General features: G+C 46.2%; 15 protein-coding genes. 6 read left to right on the top strand and 9 right to left on the bottom strand.

The window, feature by feature from the left end; all coding sequences use genetic code 11:
- Position 1 precedes the first annotated feature (1 nt).
- Entirely contained in the window at positions 2-964 is a 963-nt protein-coding gene (locus LFX25_RS03380; RefSeq protein ID WP_238728913.1) for an LA_0442/LA_0875 N-terminal domain-containing protein, read from the top strand.
- A 98-nt stretch (positions 965-1,062) separates the two neighbouring features.
- Here the strand turns inward: LFX25_RS03380 and dinB are convergent, their stop codons facing one another.
- The 3 genes from dinB to ompL47 form a co-directional block, all read right to left on the bottom strand.
- Positions 1,063-2,151 carry a DNA polymerase IV gene (dinB, locus tag LFX25_RS03375; protein ID WP_238728912.1) on the bottom strand — a complete coding sequence of 363 codons (1,089 nt, stop codon included), beginning with the start codon at positions 2,149-2,151 and terminating at the stop codon, positions 1,063-1,065.
- A 25-nt stretch (positions 2,152-2,176) separates the two neighbouring features.
- Positions 2,177-2,932, bottom strand: coding sequence for a ComF family protein (locus LFX25_RS03370; protein WP_238728911.1), 756 nt, complete (start codon positions 2,930-2,932; stop codon positions 2,177-2,179).
- A gap of 86 nt (positions 2,933-3,018) precedes the next feature.
- A complete protein-coding gene (gene ompL47 / locus LFX25_RS03365) occupies positions 3,019-4,113 on the bottom strand; it encodes a multi-beta-barrel domain surface protein OmpL47 (protein ID WP_238728910.1) in 1,095 nt (364 codons plus the stop codon).
- Positions 4,114-4,198: 85 nt separating this feature from the next.
- On the opposite strand from ompL47, the gene LFX25_RS03360 reads away from it, so the two are divergent.
- Entirely contained in the window at positions 4,199-4,876 is a 678-nt protein-coding gene (locus tag LFX25_RS03360) for a flagellar filament outer layer protein FlaA (RefSeq protein WP_238728909.1), read from the top strand.
- On the opposite strand, the gene LFX25_RS03355 is transcribed toward LFX25_RS03360, so the two are convergent.
- Positions 4,869-7,220 carry a PAS domain-containing sensor histidine kinase gene (locus LFX25_RS03355; protein ID WP_238731492.1) on the bottom strand — a complete coding sequence of 784 codons (2,352 nt, stop codon included), beginning with the start codon at positions 7,218-7,220 and terminating at the stop codon, positions 4,869-4,871. The two genes, LFX25_RS03360 and LFX25_RS03355, sit on opposite strands and share 8 nt — an antisense overlap.
- A gap of 521 nt (positions 7,221-7,741) precedes the next feature.
- On the opposite strand from LFX25_RS03355, the gene LFX25_RS03350 reads away from it, so the two are divergent.
- A complete protein-coding gene (locus LFX25_RS03350; RefSeq protein ID WP_238728908.1) occupies positions 7,742-11,254 on the top strand; it encodes a PAS domain-containing hybrid sensor histidine kinase/response regulator in 3,513 nt (1,170 codons plus the stop codon).
- A gap of 9 nt (positions 11,255-11,263) precedes the next feature.
- On the opposite strand, the gene LFX25_RS03345 is transcribed toward LFX25_RS03350, so the two are convergent.
- On the bottom strand, positions 11,264-11,779 hold the full coding sequence (locus LFX25_RS03345; protein WP_238728907.1) for a MarR family winged helix-turn-helix transcriptional regulator: 516 nt from the start codon (positions 11,777-11,779) through the stop codon (positions 11,264-11,266).
- Positions 11,780-11,796: 17 nt separating this feature from the next.
- Positions 11,797-12,333, bottom strand: coding sequence for an acyl-CoA thioesterase (locus LFX25_RS03340; RefSeq protein ID WP_118957507.1), 537 nt, complete (start codon positions 12,331-12,333; stop codon positions 11,797-11,799).
- A gap of 319 nt (positions 12,334-12,652) precedes the next feature.
- Here LFX25_RS03340 and LFX25_RS03335 point away from each other — a divergent pair, with 319 nt between their 5' ends.
- The 3 genes from LFX25_RS03335 to LFX25_RS03325 are packed head-to-tail and all read left to right on the top strand — an operon-like array spanning position 12,653 to position 15,128.
- Positions 12,653-13,381 carry a DNA alkylation repair protein gene (locus LFX25_RS03335; protein WP_238728906.1) on the top strand — a complete coding sequence of 243 codons (729 nt, stop codon included), beginning with the start codon at positions 12,653-12,655 and terminating at the stop codon, positions 13,379-13,381.
- Complete coding sequence (locus LFX25_RS03330; protein WP_238728905.1) at positions 13,359-14,261, top strand: SPL family radical SAM protein; 903 nt, start codon at positions 13,359-13,361, stop codon at positions 14,259-14,261. Before LFX25_RS03335 ends, LFX25_RS03330 begins: the two co-directional genes overlap by 23 nt.
- Positions 14,262-14,291: 30 nt before the next feature.
- Positions 14,292-15,128: an Fpg/Nei family DNA glycosylase gene (locus tag LFX25_RS03325; protein WP_238728904.1), complete on the top strand. Its 837-nt coding sequence runs from the start codon at positions 14,292-14,294 to the stop codon at positions 15,126-15,128.
- Between the two features lie 26 nt (positions 15,129-15,154).
- On the opposite strand, the gene LFX25_RS03320 is transcribed toward LFX25_RS03325, so the two are convergent.
- The 3 genes from LFX25_RS03320 to LFX25_RS03310 form a co-directional block, all read right to left on the bottom strand.
- Positions 15,155-17,047: an AMP-dependent synthetase/ligase gene (locus LFX25_RS03320; RefSeq protein ID WP_238728903.1), complete on the bottom strand. Its 1,893-nt coding sequence runs from the start codon at positions 17,045-17,047 to the stop codon at positions 15,155-15,157.
- 62 nt (positions 17,048-17,109) lie between these two features.
- Positions 17,110-17,868: a helix-turn-helix domain-containing protein gene (locus LFX25_RS03315; RefSeq protein WP_238728902.1), complete on the bottom strand. Its 759-nt coding sequence runs from the start codon at positions 17,866-17,868 to the stop codon at positions 17,110-17,112.
- Between the two features lie 55 nt (positions 17,869-17,923).
- Positions 17,924-18,946, bottom strand: coding sequence for an NAD(P)-dependent oxidoreductase (locus tag LFX25_RS03310; RefSeq protein WP_238728901.1), 1,023 nt, complete (start codon positions 18,944-18,946; stop codon positions 17,924-17,926).
- Positions 18,947-18,989: the final 43 nt, after the last annotated feature.

The following is an 18,989-nucleotide window of genomic DNA, read 5'->3' as shown; positions in this document are numbered from 1 at the left end:
AATGCGGTTTAAGAATTCCATCGGAAAAATTACGGCTCTTTTTCCGGGCCTTTGTTGTCTTTATTTCTTACTACATGCGGGAAAAATCGAAGCCGACACGATTCTTTTAAAGGACGGAAGAACGCTAGAAAACGTGAAAACTTCCCTACGCGAAGATCACGTCTTAGTGGAAGAAGAAACCGGTAAAACGGAAAAAATCGATTTAACGGCGGTCGAAAAAATTCTCATTGCCGAAGTCAAAAAATCCGAACCGCCGAAGGAAGAACTTAAGAATATTAAAAAGTTCTACTTTTCCATCGGATTTTCCGAATGGAGAGCGAATGTCGCGGATAAACCCGACGTCAGCCGAGGTTACAATGTCTTGGATTTTTTCACCACAGTCGTAAATATCGATCCCTACTTAGAGAAAAAATATACGGTCGAAGTCCGAACGATTTCCGTTTCCGGAGAATATCGCAAAACCAGAAATCTCGGTTTTTCTCTCGGTTTGGAACAAAGCTCGTTTTCCTTTCCGGATCGAAGCCTATCTCCGTTTCTCGGCATTCTTTCGAGCGCCAATCTCAATTCTTTGCCGGAATATCAAAATCTTGCGGGACTTGCAAATTTCGGAGTTTGGACCGATCCGCATTTCGGCGATTTCAAACGGAATCGGCAGGCAGGTAGTCCGTTTCGAATCGAAACCCTTTCCCTTTTGCCGAGCGCAAAATACTACGTTCCGATTTCCGATTCGTTGTTTTGGTTCGTACAAACCGGATTCGGAATCGGAAAAAGTTATCAGAGCGGAATCTATTCCGGCTCCGTTCTACAAACGGTTTTGTTTGCGGGAACCGGATTCCAATGGGAATCCGATTCTTATTTTTTGAATGCGAATGTCCAATACAGACAAACGGAATTGATCGCGTCCGCGCGTTCGTATCGATTCAGCGAACCGGCCTTCGCGATCAACTTCGGATTCAAGCTCTGATCGATACGATCAGAGCGTTTTTAATATTCCGACCGTAAATGCAGGCAATCGAAACGATTTTCGGTCGGTCAAAAACGGATCATTCTAAATTTAGAATATTATAATTCCGGAAATAAACTCGGTTCGTCTTCGGCTGCGCTCGGATGAGAAAGGCTGATTCCCAAAAGTCGAATCGCCTTAATCGCGGTTTGTCTTCCGTCCTTGGTTTCGAAAAATTCCTCGAAAAGTTCCGATGCTACGGAAAAAAGTTCCTCCGTCGTATAGATCGTCTCGGGCAAGGTTTTGGATCTTGTCTTTAAACTGAAATCGTGGAATTTGATCTTTAAGGTCAAAGTCCTTCCGGAAAAATCCCTTTTTTTCAATCTTCGCTCCACCTCGACGGCGACTTGTTTCAATTGATAGAGCAAATCCTCCTTATCGATTCGATCCTGCTCGAACGTATTTTCGGCTCCGAGAGATTTTCTTTCGCGGGAGGACTGGACTTCACGATCGTCTTCTCCTCTGGAAATCTTATAATAGTAGATTCCCATCTTTCCGAAGTGACGGATAAGTTCGTCTATGTTTCTGTCACGCAGATCTTTCCCCGTGCGGATTCCGAGTTCTTCCATCTTTTGAGCCGTGACTTTCCCGACTCCGTGAAAACTCGCAACCGGAAGAGGATCGATAAACGAAATCACTTCTTCTGGACGAACGACCATAAGACCGTTCGGTTTGTTTTTTTCGGAAGCGAGTTTTGCGATGAACTTGGAATTTCCGACTCCGGCTGAGGCGGTCAGGTTGGTACGTTTAAAAATTTCGGCTCGGATTTCCTTTGCGATCGTCACCGCAAACGGTATATTCTTTTTATTGAATGTAACGTCCAGATATCCTTCGTCGAGAGAAAGCATCTCCACACGATCCGTGTATTCCAAAAAGATTTCGCGGATCTGCCTCGAAACCTCCTTATACACTTCAAAACGCGGAAATACGAAAATGGCTTGAGGTGCGAGTTGCGCCGCTCGGGAACTGGGCATCGCAGACCGAACTCCGAACTTTCTCGCCTCGTACGATGCGGCGGCGACGACGGATCTGCTCGTGGGAGGTCCGCCTACGATCAAAGGTTTTCCCTTGTATTCCGGGAAATCCCTTTGTTCTACGGAAGCATAAAACGCATCCATATCCACATGAATGATTTTGCGCGGCTCCATACGGTTTCGGTCAGACTATAAACTGCTAAACATTTGTAACGTCTTTTTTCAAAAGCCGTTCCTTTCCTTCCGTTCGGATCAAAGTCAAAATTCGAACGGAACAGGCTCCGTTGGAGATCAGAATTCTCGCGATTTCATTTGCGGACGCACCCGTCGTAAAGACGTCGTCGATCACGAGATAGTCTCCGTTCAACTTACCCTTATACTCTTCTTTGATTCGAAATGCAAGCCTTGCGTGAATAAAACGATCGGCAAAACTTTTGCCGGCTTGTTTTTCCAAACTGATCTTTTCGATCGGCACGATTCGAGGGATGGAAAGAATTTTCCCGATTCTTCCGATCGCAAAGTCGCAGGATTCGAAACTTCTCTTTTTGTTCGGGGAATACCATTTCGTCTTTGTGGAAGGCATTGCGACAAGTCCCGTAAAGTTTACGTTTTTCCAAGATCTCAGTTCTTTTTTTAATCCGACACAGAGATAAACGGAAAGAAGATAGGCGGACCTCAATTTGATCGAATTGATCGCCTTTGCCAAAAAGGGAGTTCGGCTGTGCAGAAATTTCAATTCCTCAAAGAACACGTTCCTCGAAAAACAGAAGGCGCATTCTCCGTTTGCCGAAGGTTCTTTACAAATTTTGCATAAACTTTGTCGATCGATCGGATGCGTTGCCTGTTCGCGGTGACAAGATTTGCAGATTCCGATCTTTGAGGAAAAGAAATCGTATCTTCCACAGAACTCGCAGCAAACGGGAAGAAAAAAATCCAAGATGAAAAATCGATTCATACTTGTCGCAGTTCCGCAACTCGTCGCGAGAGAATAAAAAAGCCCGGAAAATCCGGGCTTTTTTCAATTCAGTAAATTTGAAATTCTTACTTTTTAGGAGTGGATGGTTTTGTAGGAGCGGGCGCTGGAGCCGGTGCGGGAGCCGCAGACTCTGCTGGTTTACTTCCGTTGGATCCGGCTTCCACCTTACGAATTTGAGTTGTCGGAGGATTTACGTCCACCGCAAAGCTGACTCGTTTCGTTTCGCTTTCGTTTCCTACGTTATCGATCGCTTTCGCTTCGATCGTGTGTTCGCCTTGAGCGTCGATCGTGATCGGTTCCGCGTAAGGAACGAAGTCAGGCGCGTTATCCACTTTGATCAGAATTCTTTTGATTCCGGATTGTCCGTCCAACGCTTTGATCGTGAAAGAGTTTCCTTTTCTGGAATACGTTTTTCCGTCGATGATTACCAGAGGAGTGTTTCCTTGGATTTCCACTTCGGGTTTTACATCGTCCAGAGTCACAACGAGAATCGCCTCGGAAGAAGAGTTTCCCGAGTTGTCCACCGCGGAATACTTAATCAGGTTCACACCCGCTTTTTCCAATTTGATCGGCTGATTGTCGTATGGTCTCAAATCTCCGCCGTTGATGGAGTATTTTACTTCCTTCACTCCGGAAAGAGCGTCGGTTGCGGTAATGGTATAGGTTACGTTTTTGGATCCGAAGTTGTATCCTTCGAGATTGTAAAGAATTTCGCTTGGAGCGATCTTCACGGTCGGAGCGGTGTTGTCCACAACGACTACGAGAGCCTTAGCCGGTTCTTTGTTTCCCGCTTTATCGACCGCTCTGTAAGTAAGACGGTTTACGCCTTCTTTAAGAATGGTGATCGGAGAAGTATATTTTGCATAGTCGGCTTCGCCGATTTTGTATTCGATATAATCCACCGTGCTGGAATCGTCTTTTGCGGAAATTTCAAAAGAGCTTTTGGAGTTCACATAAAGATCTGCGTTCTTTACTTCGTCTCCTTGAGACGTTCCACCGGAGTTCTTAGCGGTTGTAGTCGGAGGCGCTGAGCTTCCGGATTGTCCTTGTGTATTTGCTTGAGGCGCTGAGCCTTCGTCCAGATCTTCCTGGGCAATGAGCGCCACGGACATGGACATTAAAAAAGCGATTGCGAGTCTTACGAGAGAAGAACCCTTCATTTTGCACTCCTGTGATTGGATAAATTAGTTTTTTGACGATATTCGGATAGTGGAAACCTTTGGAAGGAGCGTGTCAACCGATTCTATGAAAAAAAAATCCTTCTCTCGCGTTCCTTGGACCCGGAAACAAAATCACTTGTTAGTCGCGGCACTTCTTTTGATCCGATTGTCCGTTCCCTTGCATGCGGAAGAAAAATCTTCGGCGGAAATTTGGAAACAAGTTGTGGTGGAAGATTTTGAAACGAAGGAATGGAGTTCCAAGAATCTGAAGACCCGTCTTCCCGCGGAATATTTTCCGGACATACGAACTTCTTCTCTTTTGCTGAGTCCCGAAAGAAACTCTTCCCGAAGTCTTCTCTTGGAAGTTCCCGCTGAAAAGAATCAGTCCTTCGAAATTCTTTGGGAACAATCCTGGAAGACGAAAGGATTCGTTCAGGAATTTCAATTTCATATCTACTCTTCCGGTTCGGGAGCTTCTCTTTATATTCTTCTGCGCGATTCTACTTTAGAAGTTAAGAAAATTCTAATTACTCATCTCAGCTTTGAAGGTTGGAAAAAGATTCGGCTCAACGTGATCCGAAAGATCAGACAGGAAGATATCGTTTTTACGAAACAGAATCCGGTCGAATTTTTGGGTTTGTTGTACGAGGCGCCTTTCGAAATGAAACGAGGCACGAGGGATTTGTTTGCGATCGACGACATTCTCGCGATCGTTCGCGACAAGAATCGAATGTTTCAAGGCGATAAGACTTTGGTTAAGTAATCGGCAAACGGACAAAAAACGTGGTTCCCGAGGAAGAAGTCTCGAAGCGGATCGTTCCTCCGTGGGTTTCGATGATCCGTCTTGCGATGTCCAAACCGAGTCCCGATCCTTCTCCGGGAGCCTTGGTCGTAAAGAACGGCTCGAAAATTCTTTCCTGAACCAAGACCGGAATTCCCGGGCCCGTATCCGTTACGGAGATTTCCACGTCGTTATCTCCTTTGAGCGCGATTCCGATCGTCAAACTTCCCTTAAAGGACATCGCTTGAGCCGCGTTATAAACCAGATTCGTCCAGACGTGAATCAGATCGTCCGCATAACCTTGAATAGGCGGAACGTTCTCGTATTCCCTATGTATCTCCACTCCCACTTTGAGTTGATTCTGATAGATCGTAAGAACCGTTTCTATGCTTTCCGCTAGAACGACCGGGGTTTTGACTCCCTCACCACTCCAGTGCGTGAACTTTCGGAGCGCGTAAACGACCTTGGAAGTCCGATTCACGGACATGTCGATCAGCTTGGAACTTTGGGCCGCTTGGATTTCCTCGATTGCAAAGTGCAGGAGGGTTTGCGCGTTCTTGTCCGAAAACAGATTCGGAAATTCGTCGGGAGAATTCTCCAATCCGGATTCCACCAAATCCTGAGCCGAAGAATGCGGATTTTCGAATCCTTTCGTTTTGAGTTTGATTTCCAATTCCTTGATTCTTACCCGCGCCTCTTTCGGCGAAACGATCTCCCGATCCTCTTTTCCCTTTTTCAGAAAAAGATAAAGTTCGTCTAACACCGATTTGTTTAAGTCGCGGAGAATTCCCGAAACACGGGTCATTCGATCCGTGGAACGTTCGAAGTAATTCTGGATCGAGTCGTTTGCCGCCTTGATGACTCCGATCGGATTGTTGATCTCGTGCGCGATCCCGGCGACTAACTGTCCTAAGGCGGCCATCTTCTCCGAGATGATCAATTGGTTCTGCGTTTTTTTTAAGTCCCGGAGAATTCCCTCGAGTTCCTGTTTTTGTTTTTCGATCAGCTCGTTTTGATCGGAAATTTCCCGGTTCAATCTTCGAAGAGATTCCGCTTCCTTCTTTTCCGAAAGATCTTTTACGAGATTGATCGCGCAGAGTTTTCCGTTGATCTCCGCAAACGCGCTGTAACATTCAGTGTGAACGACCTTACCATTCTTCCCTTGAAGTATTACTTCCTCGTCGACTACGATTCCCTGCCGGATCATCTTTTCCAAATATTGTTTTCTTAGGATCGGATCGGGCCAAATTTTCAAGTCCACACTCGTCTTACCGATCACTTCCTCTCTCGTATAACCGAAAAGTTTTAAGAAGCTGTCGTTGACTTCGAGATATTTGCCGTCGTCCGCGGTGGAAATGGAAGTAGCGATCGGACTCAGAGTAAACACTTTCGAATAGATTTCCTGCGTGGGCCGGAGCGCTTCTTCCGCGAGATGTTTTTCGGTGATGTCCTGCGCCGTTCCGAATGCGACTATGGAATCGCGAAATTTTCCCTGAACGGAAAGAAAACGATTCTCCCCTTCTCTTCTTCGAATTTGATACGTCAGTTCGACCGAAAAATCGGGCTCGTCCTTTTTCTTTAAACTTTCGGAAAGCGCAGTGAGAATCCTCGTCTTATCCTCTTCGGTTGCAACGTACGTATTCATATACGCCGATAGAGGCATCGACTTGGATTCTTTCGCCTCTTCGTATCCCAAAAGAAATTGATATTCTTTCGTAAGTGTGAGTTCGAGAGTTTTCGTATCCAAACTCCAGCCTCCCAATTTCGCATAACGTTGAATTTCGGACGATTCGGATTTTATCTTTCTAAATCCGTCCAAAGTATATCGCATCAGAATCGCTACGAGCAGAAAGGCGGAAATTTCCCCGAGGATCGCGGACCAAGGACCGCCCGGCGACTCGGGAGGTTTGACGGTTCCGTTTTGCACGAGATACGTGATCGCAACGCTGAAGACAATGGACAAAAACGTATAAACATACGCGGCCCGCATTCCCAAAAGCAAGGCCGAGCTCAGGATTAAAATCAGACAAAAGGGGAAGGCGACGGTTTGTGTCGCGCCTTCCCGAAGCATCAGGGAAAACGCCGCGATCCATTCGATCCCGACCAGAACGTGAGACGCCAAAAGAATTCTTCCGCTTTTCGCGATCATGTGACAGATCACGACAGCCACGCTGATCAAAAACGGAGCGATATATACGGCCTTCGGTTTTTCCGCTAAAATCGGATGCAAGACCCGATAACCCAAAGCGATCGTCAAACAAGCCAGCATGATTCCGTAGAGCAAACGTACGGAGAAGTCTTTCTCGGCATCCGAAACAACCGGAATCTTTAAAAAGTTGGGTATTTTAAAACGCATTCTTTTCGTTGAAATCGGGCTCCCATTTGATCTTCCGGCATCGGGATTGCAAAGCCTGATTTGAAATAAAAATTATTTTTTTCCGGACCGTTTTCGCTTCGCATCCCCTCGAGTTCGGCCGCGTCGATCGGTTAGGCTCCGGTCTCGAAAAAGTAGATTCGATTTTTTGAATATTCTTCGTTTCTGTTCGCGGATATTATTCCGAATTCCCGTCCGACTTCGCTTTCACACAATCCTAAGAATCGAAAACCCTGATTGTAAGACGGAATTCTTCCTTGTTTTACCGGAGCGAACCTCCTTTATTTTGACATAAAAATTGCAAAAGGGCCAAAAGAAACGGTTCGCGCGGTTTCCCATGAAATTTTACCGGTCATTCGTTCCGGTCGTGAAACGCGATTTCAGGACATTTTGAATTTTAATTTGACTTGGAATTTTTTTATCAATTTATTGAGTCCTTCATTCTAAATAAGAACATCTTGAATTCGACGCTTATGTCATCCCTTTTGGAACAAGAACTTTACGAATGGATCCGTGCGGATCTCGACGTCTTTCGATTCATGCAAAACCGCGCGATCGAAGGACTTTGGATTTTCAATTTGGAATCTCCGGGAGAAGTTTGGTACAATCCGAAATTTCTTTCCACGATGGGTTTTCATCAATCCGATATCGAAAAATGGAAGAACAACCCGACCTTGATTCCGGACGCAACCGTCCGAAAATTCCGAACGTTCGCGGAGAAGTCGGTAAAAGGCGGAACCGCGGAAGAAGATGCCGTTCTTTCTTTCGACTCAAAAGGCGGGATCAGGGATTTCAATTCCCATATAAGACTCATTCTTAATGCGGACGGAATTCCGATTCGTATTTTAGGCGGAATCGAATCCGCCGATCGAAACGCCCGCGAAAACGGTTCGGCCTCTGGTCCGTTGGAAACACTGCTCAACGAAATTCTCAATAATCTTCCCTCTTTGATCGCATACTGGGATAAGGATCTGATCAATCGGTTTGCGAACGAAGAATATTATCATTGGTTCGGAATCAAACCCAAAGACTTACTCGGAAAAACGTTAAAGGAACTTCTCGGGGAAAAACTATATTCGGAAAATATTCCGTACATCGAAGGCGCATTGCGCGGCGAAGAACAGAGCTTTGAAAGAAAGATCATTATGCCCGACGGGAAATCGTACAAGGATACTCTCGCGCACTATATACCGAACGTACAAAACGGAATCCGCAACGGTTTTTACGTAATCGTAAACGATATAACACCCATTAAAGAGACCACCGAACTACTTCGAAAGAGCGACATTGAATTGAACACGTTATTCGAAGCGCTTCCGGTCGGCGTGACTTTGATCGACAGAAACGACAAGATCGTCAAAATCAATCCGATGCTCGAAAAGATTCTCGATCTCAGCAAAGAAGATCTGAAGAGCGGTCTCCATAAAAATAGAACGTATGTAAACTCGGACGGACGCCCCGTTGCAACCAAAGACCTGCCGAGTCAGCGGGCAAAACAGGAAGGAAAAATCGTAAAAGATACCGTCGGGATCATCAAAGAAGACGGTTCGATCATCTGGACTAAGGTAACGGCGCTTCCCGTTGATCTACCCGATTATTCGGTGATGGTGATCACCCATGATATTACGGAAAGTAAAAATTTCGAAAGCGAGTTGATCCAAGCAAAGGCGCTTCTCGAACAAACGAGCAAACTCGTACGGATCGGAGCCTGGGACGCGGACTTGACGACCGGATTCGGAACTTGGTCGATGGTGACAAAAGAAATGCACGAGGTCGAACCGGACTACGTCCCTTCGATTCAAACCGGTCTTCAATTCATAAAGGAGGGAGAAAGCCGTAACAAGGTCACCGAGGCGCTCAATCGACTCATTCACGACGGAACTCCGTACGATATCGAAATGCAAATCGTTACCGCAAAGGGCAACGAACTTTGGGTTCGATCCGTCGCAAGCGCGGAATTTGAAAACGGAGTCTGTAAACGAATCTACGGCGCGTTATACGACATCGATCAACGCAAGAAAATGGAGATAGAGCTTTTCAAGGAACGATCCAGACTTCTCGCGTTCGTGGAGCACGCGCCGGCCGCGGTGGCCATGTTCGACACGGAAATCAAATACATCGCCGTCAGCGAACGGTGGTTAGCCGAATATCATCTCCGGGGAAAATCGATCATAGGATTATCGCACTACGAAGTGTTTCCGAACATATCCGAAGAATGGAAGGAGATTCACCAGCGGTGTTTAAAAGGTGAAATCCTGAAAAACGAAGAGGACGTATGGAGACCGTCGGGCTGGGAACACGATCAATATCTGCGTTGGGAAGTACGGCCTTGGTATCAACTCGACGGGGCCGTGGGCGGAATTATGATGTTCACTCAGGACATCACGGAAAGTTGTCTTCAAAGAGAAGAATTAAAACGATCCAAAGCGATCGCGGAACGCGCCAACGTCGCCAAGTCGGAATTTTTGGCGAACATGAGCCACGAGATCAGAACCCCTCTCAACGGAATCATAGGTTTTTCGGATCTTCTGCTGAGAACTCCTTTGGATTCGACCCAACATCAATATATGAGCACGGTTTTCCAATCCGCGAACTCACTGCTCGAGATCATCAACGACATATTAGATTTTTCTAAAATTGAAGCCGGAAAACTCGAGCTCGTCTACGTGCCCACCGACATTCTCGAACTCGGAAGCCAAATCATCAACATGATCAAATTCCAGGCGCATAAAAAGGATCTGGAAGTTCTGGTCAACATTTCTCCTTCAGTACCGAAGCTCGTCAGTGCGGACAGCGTTCGTTTGAAACAGATCATCGTAAATCTGATCGGGAATGCGGTAAAATTCACGGAAGAAGGCGAGATAGAATTCAAAATAGAAACGATGGAACGAAGGTCCGAAAATCTCGTCATTCTTCGGTTCTCGGTGCGGGATACCGGAATCGGAATCGCTCCCGAAAATCGAAAGCGTATCTTCGACGCGTTCTCCCAGGAAGACGCCTCGACTACGAGAAGATTCGGCGGAACTGGCCTCGGACTTACGATTTCCAGTCAGCTTCTCTCGATGATGGGAAGCAAACTATATCTTGAAAGCGAATTAGGAAAAGGAAGCACTTTCTATTTCGATCTTAACGCGGAAGTAATCGCGGATCAGACGGAAGAGTGGCCCAAAACCGAATCCATCCGAAATCTGCTCGTCGTGGACGACAACGACAACAACAGAAAAATTCTCGAAGGTATGTTACAATTACGGAATATACCCTGCGAATGCGTGAAATCCGGAACCGAAGTAATAGAAAGATTATCGACCGGAAAACGATATGATATGATTCTAATGGACTATCACATGCCGTTTATGGACGGATTAGAAACGGCGCAGATCGTCCGCGAAAAATTAAAAATTTCGCCCGAAGAACAGCCGATCGTCCTATTGAGCAGCGCATCCGACGATTCCGACACGATCGAAGCGTCGCAAAAAAACGGAATTCAGGAGGTCATCACCAAGCCGATTTATATTCGGCAGCTTTACGATTTGCTGGGAAGAAGTCAAATTCTTCAGAAACCGAACGTAACTGCAAAGCCGAACGAAAAAGGAGAACAAGCCCCCTCCCTTCAAAAACTCGCGAAGATCCTGATCGCGGAAGACAATCCGGTCAATATGCTTCTTACCAAAAGCATCGTTGCGAGAATTCTCCCTTCCGCCAAGATTATAGAAGCGAAAAACGGACTGGAAGCTATCGAACAAAATCTGCGCTGGATTCCCGATCTCGTTTTTATGGACATCCAAATGCCGGACTTAAACGGATACGAGGCTACCAAGGCGATTCGGGGTTTGGAAATGGGAAGAAGAGTTCCGATCATCGCGCTTACCGCGGGAATCGTTACCGGAGAACGGGAGAAATGTATCGAAGCGGGAATGGACGATTACGTCAGTAAGCCGGCCGTTCAAGCCGATTTCACGAAAGTGATTTTAAAGTGGCTCGCATAAAGAAAGAATTCAAACTTTCTGATTTTTGAATATTCTTTTTTTTGCAACCGTTCTGAGACCCTTGATAAGTGTTTTCCATTCCGGAATCCCCAGATTGGATACGACTTGATCGTGCGCCTCCTTCCAAATCGGGTATGCAAGCCGAAGAGCATCCCAACCCGCGGCGGTCAACGCGACTTTACGCGCGCGTTTGTTGTCCGAAGGAATATCCTCCACATACCCCAAATTTTCCAGAGGTTCGAGATTACGGAGCAAAGTCGTTCGATCCATCACGAGGAGTTCGGCCATCGGAGCGAGTTCCATTCCGTCCGTGGTGCCTAACGTCATGAGAATATTAAAACGCGGAGAAGTCAGGCCGACTTGATCCAAAACGTGATCGAAGTATTGCGCGATGGCTCGGGATGCCCGTTTCAAGTTGAAGTTCAAACATCCCAAACCTACGGTCAGCAATTCTTCCCTTGTGGGATTGGAAGATTCCCCTTCGGAATTCTTTTTAGCAACCCTTTGTTCCGATTTTCTGACCATAACGACCTCTGAAGTTTTTAAGCGGGGATCGCTTCCACCCCGGGAGCCATTGTACGTCTCATCTCCCGAACGCGCTCGTCAAAATTTCCGTTTTCAAGCCCGGAATCCCGATAAAGAACCGAATCGAAAAACAAGGACAGTTCTTCTCCGTGACGAACCGGTCTTCCCCGTTTCAAATCGATGAACGCGAAGTCGATCCAAGCCATCGCCTTGAGTTTTTTCCCGGCGGTGTCATACATTAGATCTTCGTTGCGAATGGTCCCGTCGCTCTTTGCGGTCAAACGAGTTACGATTCTTACCAGATCGTTTTGTTTAGCCGGTTCCAGATAAGCAGTCTGCGCGCGGGTCACGACCCAAGACTTTCCTTCTCTCGAAGCGTGTTCGAACAGATCGAAATCGTAAAAATCCCTGAGATGATCGTCCCTCGCCTCCATAAAATAATCCATATAACGCGCGTTGTTCAAATGACCGAAGGGATCACAATCCTGAAAGCGAATCCGATAAAGACCGGAGGGAGAAAATTCCAGCTCCTTTTTTTCCAGCACGGAAAGCATAAGCGCCTCCTTTGTTTTAGTGTGTATCTACATACATGCATATACACATGTGTAACTGCACACTGGATTCTTTAAACTGTCAACCGCTTTTTTTGGGAATTTTTCGGTAAAACGTTCCTCCAAGGACAAAAAACTTCGGCGGAAAAACTGCGCTGGTTCGCTTCGAATCGTTTCTTCCCAAAAGAGCAAATCTTTTTCGTGTGGATCGGTTTGTCGGAACAAATGAATACGGCTATAAATAAGAATGGACTTAAAGAATATTGACAGTCAACGGCGCCGAGGCTTATAAATTTTCGTATTTCAAGATCGTTCTCATCCGATGGATTCCATTACTTCCAAAAAAGAAATCAAAGCCCGACTCGACCGCAGTTTCGAATCTTCAAAAGGAAAAACGAATGCGATCGGCGAAGAAATTCTATCCGAACTTTTAACCAAAAAGATCAAATTTCCTTTGCTGGAATTCGCCGCAAAAGAACTTCACGGAAGAATCGCAGACGAAGAGCAGATCGCCTTTCTCGATCGGATCATCGCTCGAAAAACGATGGGAGGAAACGTGATCGCAGGCATGATGCTTCAGCTTCGTTCGGAAAAATACTTCCAAACTTCCTGGAAGAAGGCCGTGGAATACATGATCCTCGGAGACGAATGGTATGTCTGCGATATCGTAGGGGAAAGAGTCATGGGACATTCTCTCTTGAAAAACCCGGAAGACTCCTTACCGATGTTGAAAAAATTTCTGAATCACGAAAACGCATGGGTCGTTCGTTCCGTCGGAGTCGCTTCTCATTACGCGGTGAAAAAAGGTCTCGGAAAAAAATACGTCGAAGATACGTTTCAACTTCTCCTAACAAAAGCGGATACGAAAGATTTCCATACCAAGAAAGGAATCGGATGGGCGATCAAAACGATCGCAAAATTTCATCCGGACATCGTTCGTAAATTCGAATCAAGACTGAAAACGGACGAAACGATATCTTCTTTCGTTAAGACGAAAATCCAAATCGGTTTGAGCCGATCCTCCAAATATGCCTCGAAGTATTCGGATTAAAACGATCCTGAACAAAACCAAGAGAAGAGATCCTTGGTTTTTGGACGAATACACGATCAATCCGTACAGCGGATGTTCCTTTCGTTGTTTGTATTGTTACGTCGGCGGAAGCAAATACGGTTTGAACACCGAGGATAAACTTTCCGTTAAGGAGAATGCGGTCGAAGTTTTGGATCGACAGCTTTGGAACCGTGCCAAGAAGAATCAATACGGGATCATCGTATTGTCCTCGGCGACCGATCCGTATCTGCCATCCGAAAAAGAAATAGGACTCACCCGTGAACTACTTCAGATTATTTTAAAGTATCGATTCCCGGTTCATATTCTCACGAAATCGGACTTGGTTCTCCGGGATTTGGATCTGCTCTTTGAAATCGAAAAAGCCGCGATTCTTCCTCTTGATTTGCGAGATCGGCTTTCCTCGAAATCGTTTCTTACGTTTTCGTTTTCCACGTTGGACGACGGGGTTGCGAGAATTTTCGAACCGGGCGCGACACCGCCGAGCCTGCGTCTTTCCGCATTGAAAGAAACTCTCCGACAAGGATTTTACAGCGGAGTTAGTTTGATGCCTTTGCTTCCGCATATCAGCGATACGGGTGAAAACTTGGAATTTCTTTTTCAAACATTTCGAGACGCGGGCATTCGTTATCTCTTCCCGGCAACCTTAACCTTGTTCGGAGGACCGGATTCTTCCGATAGCAAGGCTTTGGTTTTTCAGGCCCTCGAACGGCATTATCCTCATCTCATCGAAAAATATTCGAGATTCTTTGCGAACGGCAGCGAAATGCCGGCTAAGTATCGAAACGCACTTCGCATTAAAACGAAGGAACTCAGCGACCGATTCGGTTTACAAAGAGGAATTCTCCCTTTTGATTCTTGACGAAAGTTCGGATTCGAATCCAATCGCTGTATGCCTGAACTACCGGACTTAGTCGTCATTCGGGAACGATTGATCCCCGAGCTTATCGGTAAGACCGCCCAATCCGTAGAGATCGTCGATCCGGTGGTCGTACGAAATCTCACCGGCGGTTCCGTGGAAGAAACCTTTTCCGGAGTTTCGTTCCAATCCATCGAACGAAACGGTCCGTTTTTGAATTTCGTATTCGAAAAATGGAATATGATTATTCACCCGATGTTGTCCGGTAGGTTTTCGCTCGAATCGAAATACAAAAAAAAGGATCTGTGTGTTCGGATCGTTACGAACGGTCCGATTCTGAATTACGCGGACGACACAAGAATGGGAAAGGTTTATTTTTTAAAACCGGAAGACATCTCTCAAATTCCCAAATACGAAAATCAGGGAGTAAATCTCCTTTCGGATGAATTCACCGAAGCGGTTTTTTTCAAGCTTACGGAAAAAGCTCGCCAGCAGACCCGAGTGTTTCTGATGGATCAAACCAAGCTGAGTGCATTAGGAAACGCTTATGCGGACGAGGTTCTGTTTGCGGCAAAGATCCATCCTAAGACTCCCGTTCACAAACTTTCTCCCGAAGAGAAATCGCTTTTATACAAAAGCATCAAAGTAGTTCTCACGAGTTCGATCGAATACATCCGCAACAAACACGCCCCCCTCGAAGTCAAGGTGCGCGATCACGTGAAAGTGCGAAACCGAAAGAACGAACCTTGTCCCGTCTGCGGAACGACGATCCGAAGAGCGAACGTCTTAGGTTATGATTCCTTCTTTTGTCCAAACTGCCAACCCGCCAAGGGAGAGCAGTTCATCAATTGGGGAACGGGAGATTCGTAGAACGTAAATTCTCCATAAGGCAAATTTTATAGATACATAGAATCGATAAGGTCTCTGTATTTTTCCGAGATTACGTGACGTTTGACTGACATTTTTGCCGAGAGTTCATCGCCAACTTCAAACGCCTTCGGTAGCAGACGAATGTCTCCCACCTTTTCAAAACTCTTAAATCCGTTTTCAAAATTCATCGTGTCTTTTACTTCGCGCAGGATTTTTTCACGCACGATCGGATTGGTTGCGAGTTCTTCATACGTCCTTCCGTATTCTTGAAATCTATCGAGGACCGGCAACACTAAAGCTCCTAAAAATTTTTGATCCTGTCCGACGACCATGATCTGATCGATCAACGGAGATTGTGCGAGTTTGTTTTCGATCGGAACCGGTTCGATATTCTCTCCATTGAGTAAAACGACGGTCTCTTTTGTTCTGCCCACGATCTTGAGCGTGTTGTTATACGTTATCATCCCGAGATCGCCGGTGTTAAACCAACCGTCCTTGGTGAGGACTTTGGCGGTAACATCCGGACGTTTATAGTAACCTTTCATAATCTGGGGACCGCGTACGTGAATCTCACCCTTCACGCCTTTTTGAGGCGGGTATAATATTTTTCCGCTTTCCACGTCTTTTAAAAGAATTTCCACTTCCGGAAAAAGCGGTCCCACGCTTCCGATCACCAAATGACCGGGAGTACGAAAGGCAAGACCGGGAGAAGTTTCGGTCAAACCGTATCCTTCGAACAGAGGGATTCCGATCGCATTAAAAAATTCATCGATATGAAGAGGCAGCGATCCTCCGCCGGAAACCGTACCGCGCAATTTCCCTCCCGTTGCCTGTCGAATTTTTTTTAGAACGATCGTGTCCAGAAGTAGATAAGGAATCGTGAATACGACGAGGGACAGAATCGACCGAAGGCCCATCCATAAGGATTGTTGAATATTCCGTCCTTTTAAATCGAGACGATTCCCTTTAAAAAAATGCAAAGACCGTTGAACCTTTAGAGCGGAAACATAAGCGCTTTTGAATAGGATTCTTTTGATTGCCGATCCGGATTGGATTTTCGATTGAATCCCGTGATAGATATTTTCCCACAATCGGGGCGCCGACGCCATAAACGTAGGTTTTACGATCGTTAAATCTTCCTTAATATTTCGAATATTGGTGTAATATTGCCCGGCTCCCGTAGCGATCGTTCCCATTTGAAACACCCGTTCGAAGCTGTGCCAGACGGGCAGAATCGAAAGGAATCGATCTTTAGGGCCGATGTCGATCGGAATGTTGCGCAATTGCGAGATCATATTGGCGTGTGTCAACATGACGCCTTTCGGTTCTCCCGTCGTACCGGAAGTATAGATGATGGTAAAAAGATCGTCCGGTAGAATCGCGGCGACTCGTTCTTCCACTTTGCGATCTCCGGAGGCTCGTAATTTTTTTCCGCTCGCGACGACGTCCGCCATTCGGATTATTTTTTTATCGGTAAAATCCGCCGCTCCTTCCATTAGGACGATATGAGTTACGTTCGGCAGATGGCTTAAATTATTCCTCACCTTCCGCAACAGGGATTCGTTTTCCACGAATACGATCTTCGCGTCTGAATGAGAGACGATATAGCGAATATCACCGTCCGTCACGTCCGCGCCGCGCGGAACGTCGGCTGCGCCGCTCAACAGGATTCCGTAATTTGCAAGAATCCATTCTTGTCTATTTTCCGATAAGATAGCCACGTGTTCGCGGGCTTTCAGTCCCAAGTCGACGATCAACCCCGTTGCAAGCGCGACACCCGTCTCATAAACTTCTCGAAACGTAATCGTAACGAATTCTTTGTTTTTATTTCTTGTTCCGAATGCAGGTTGATCCGCATATTTTTGAGCCGTATCGAAATACAACTCAGCCAAGTTTCTCGCGGTGATTTTTGAACTCATTTTCCCTCTCTCCAATATCGAAACGATATTCAATTTCGGGAAAATCGTCTTGAACGCAGCGGCTATTTTGAAAAGAAGATCGCGCGAAACGGTTCTTCTTTTTTCGTAAAGTCCGAGGGACTCACTCCGAAAGAACGGCGAAAGATGCGCGTAAAATGGGATTGATCCGCGAATCCTCCTTCATGCGCCGCGTCGAGCAAGTGAGGACGACTTCCCATATGATCGACTGCCTTTTTCGTTTTTAACCATAGACGATACGCGGAAAACGGAACGCCGGTTTCCTGTCTGAAAAGATGACGAAACCGTTCGACGGACAATCGAGCGTCAAACGCCAAACGGGCAAGAGAGAAATCCTCCAGTTCCGCATTGGAAATACTTTTTTGAATGCGCTCGTCCAATTCTCCTTTCGTTCTCATCGGAAAATCCTTGTTTAGAATTTCAAGAAGTTGAGAGCGTGCGTCCGCATCGGACGTTTGAACGATGGACGCGATCCGATCCTTTCTTTGATCCGTAAATATATCTCCGACTTCGAATGCGGAGTGATTGGCGGCCAGACTTCTTTCGTAAAAAAGATGATAGCCCGTGGTCAAAGGATCTAAAAACAACAACGTCAAATTGCCTTCCACTTTCCGCATTTCGTGGCTCACACCCGACGGAATAAAAACCGCGTTGTATGTCTTCCATTCCCCGTCGCGATTGCGCAATTGAACGCGACCGGAATCGGGTAAACTTATCTGAATGTAAAAATGGCTGTGACGCAGGGTTGAAAATCCATCTCCGCGATAAGTAGCGAAATCGTTCCAAATCAAAAATTGCTTCATATTTCCGGAATCCCGCTATAAAGAAAATTCTGTTTTTGTTCCGACAACATTCCTCTCAAACCAAACCCCAATCCAAACGGATCGGATAGGAATTTCTTCTTCTTTCGAAATATCCCCGGTCGCCGTTGCGCCAAGAATCGCGCAAGAGGGCGTCTTCTTCCTTTAAAAAGGTCGAAGTTTTAAATTCTCCGGAAGTCTGTAAAAAGGATTCCAAGGGAGGCAAAGGGCGATCTTGATACAAAATCGATAATTTTTCGGCGACACGATACGTTCCGCTGATTCTCCCCAACTGACTGTAACCGGCGATATGCGGAGTAAAAACGGATTGGGTAGTTTCCGCAAGAATCCTGCCGGTTTCTTCGGCGGGAGGTTCCGGATCAAACACATCTAATATTTTGAATATATCATTTCTTGCAATCAGTCGTTCGAACGCCTTCGGAGAAAGAATTTCTCCCCGACTCGTGTTGATAAAGACGGTTCCCGGTCGCAGGGAATCGATCAGGGCTTCGGAAACGAACCGAAACGTGGGTTCGAACCCGTCCTTGGTCAAGGGAACGTGATAACTCAACACGGAACTCCGCAGAACTTCTTCGAGAGGCGCGGACTCGGCCTTGTAAAACGGATCGTAAAAAACGGAGTCGATCCCTTTCGATATTAGAATTTTATGAAATTCTTTTCCCGTATTTCCGTGACCGATCATTCCGACCGTTTTGGTTTTCAGTTCGGATTCGGAAAACCGACCCGTCAATCCCGCATAACAGTATTCGGCGACGGAACCCGCGTTGCATCCGGGGGCGTTGAGAAAGATCTTACCGGATTCTTTCAGAGAATTGAAGTCCACGTGATCGGTGCCCGAACTTACGGTCGCGAAAATTCTCACCGAAGGAAACTTGCGGACGTTTTCCGCATTCACTTTCAACCGTGTATTCGCGATCAAAACTTCCGGATTTTCCGAAACCAATTCTCCGATCCGTTCGATCGGATACGATCGCACTTCCAATTTCGTAAATCCGGAAAAAATTTTCTCGGCTCCCGTGGTTCCTTGAGGGTAATAAAGAATCGGTCTTTTCTGTTGCACTTCATTGTCATTTCATCCGAACGCATTCTCGGAAAAAACAAAA

The sequence above is a fragment of the Leptospira sanjuanensis genome, from assembly GCF_022267325.1.
Classification (GTDB): Bacteria; Spirochaetota; Leptospiria; order Leptospirales; family Leptospiraceae; genus Leptospira; species Leptospira sanjuanensis.
This window is presented reverse-complemented; position numbering and strand designations above follow the sequence as displayed.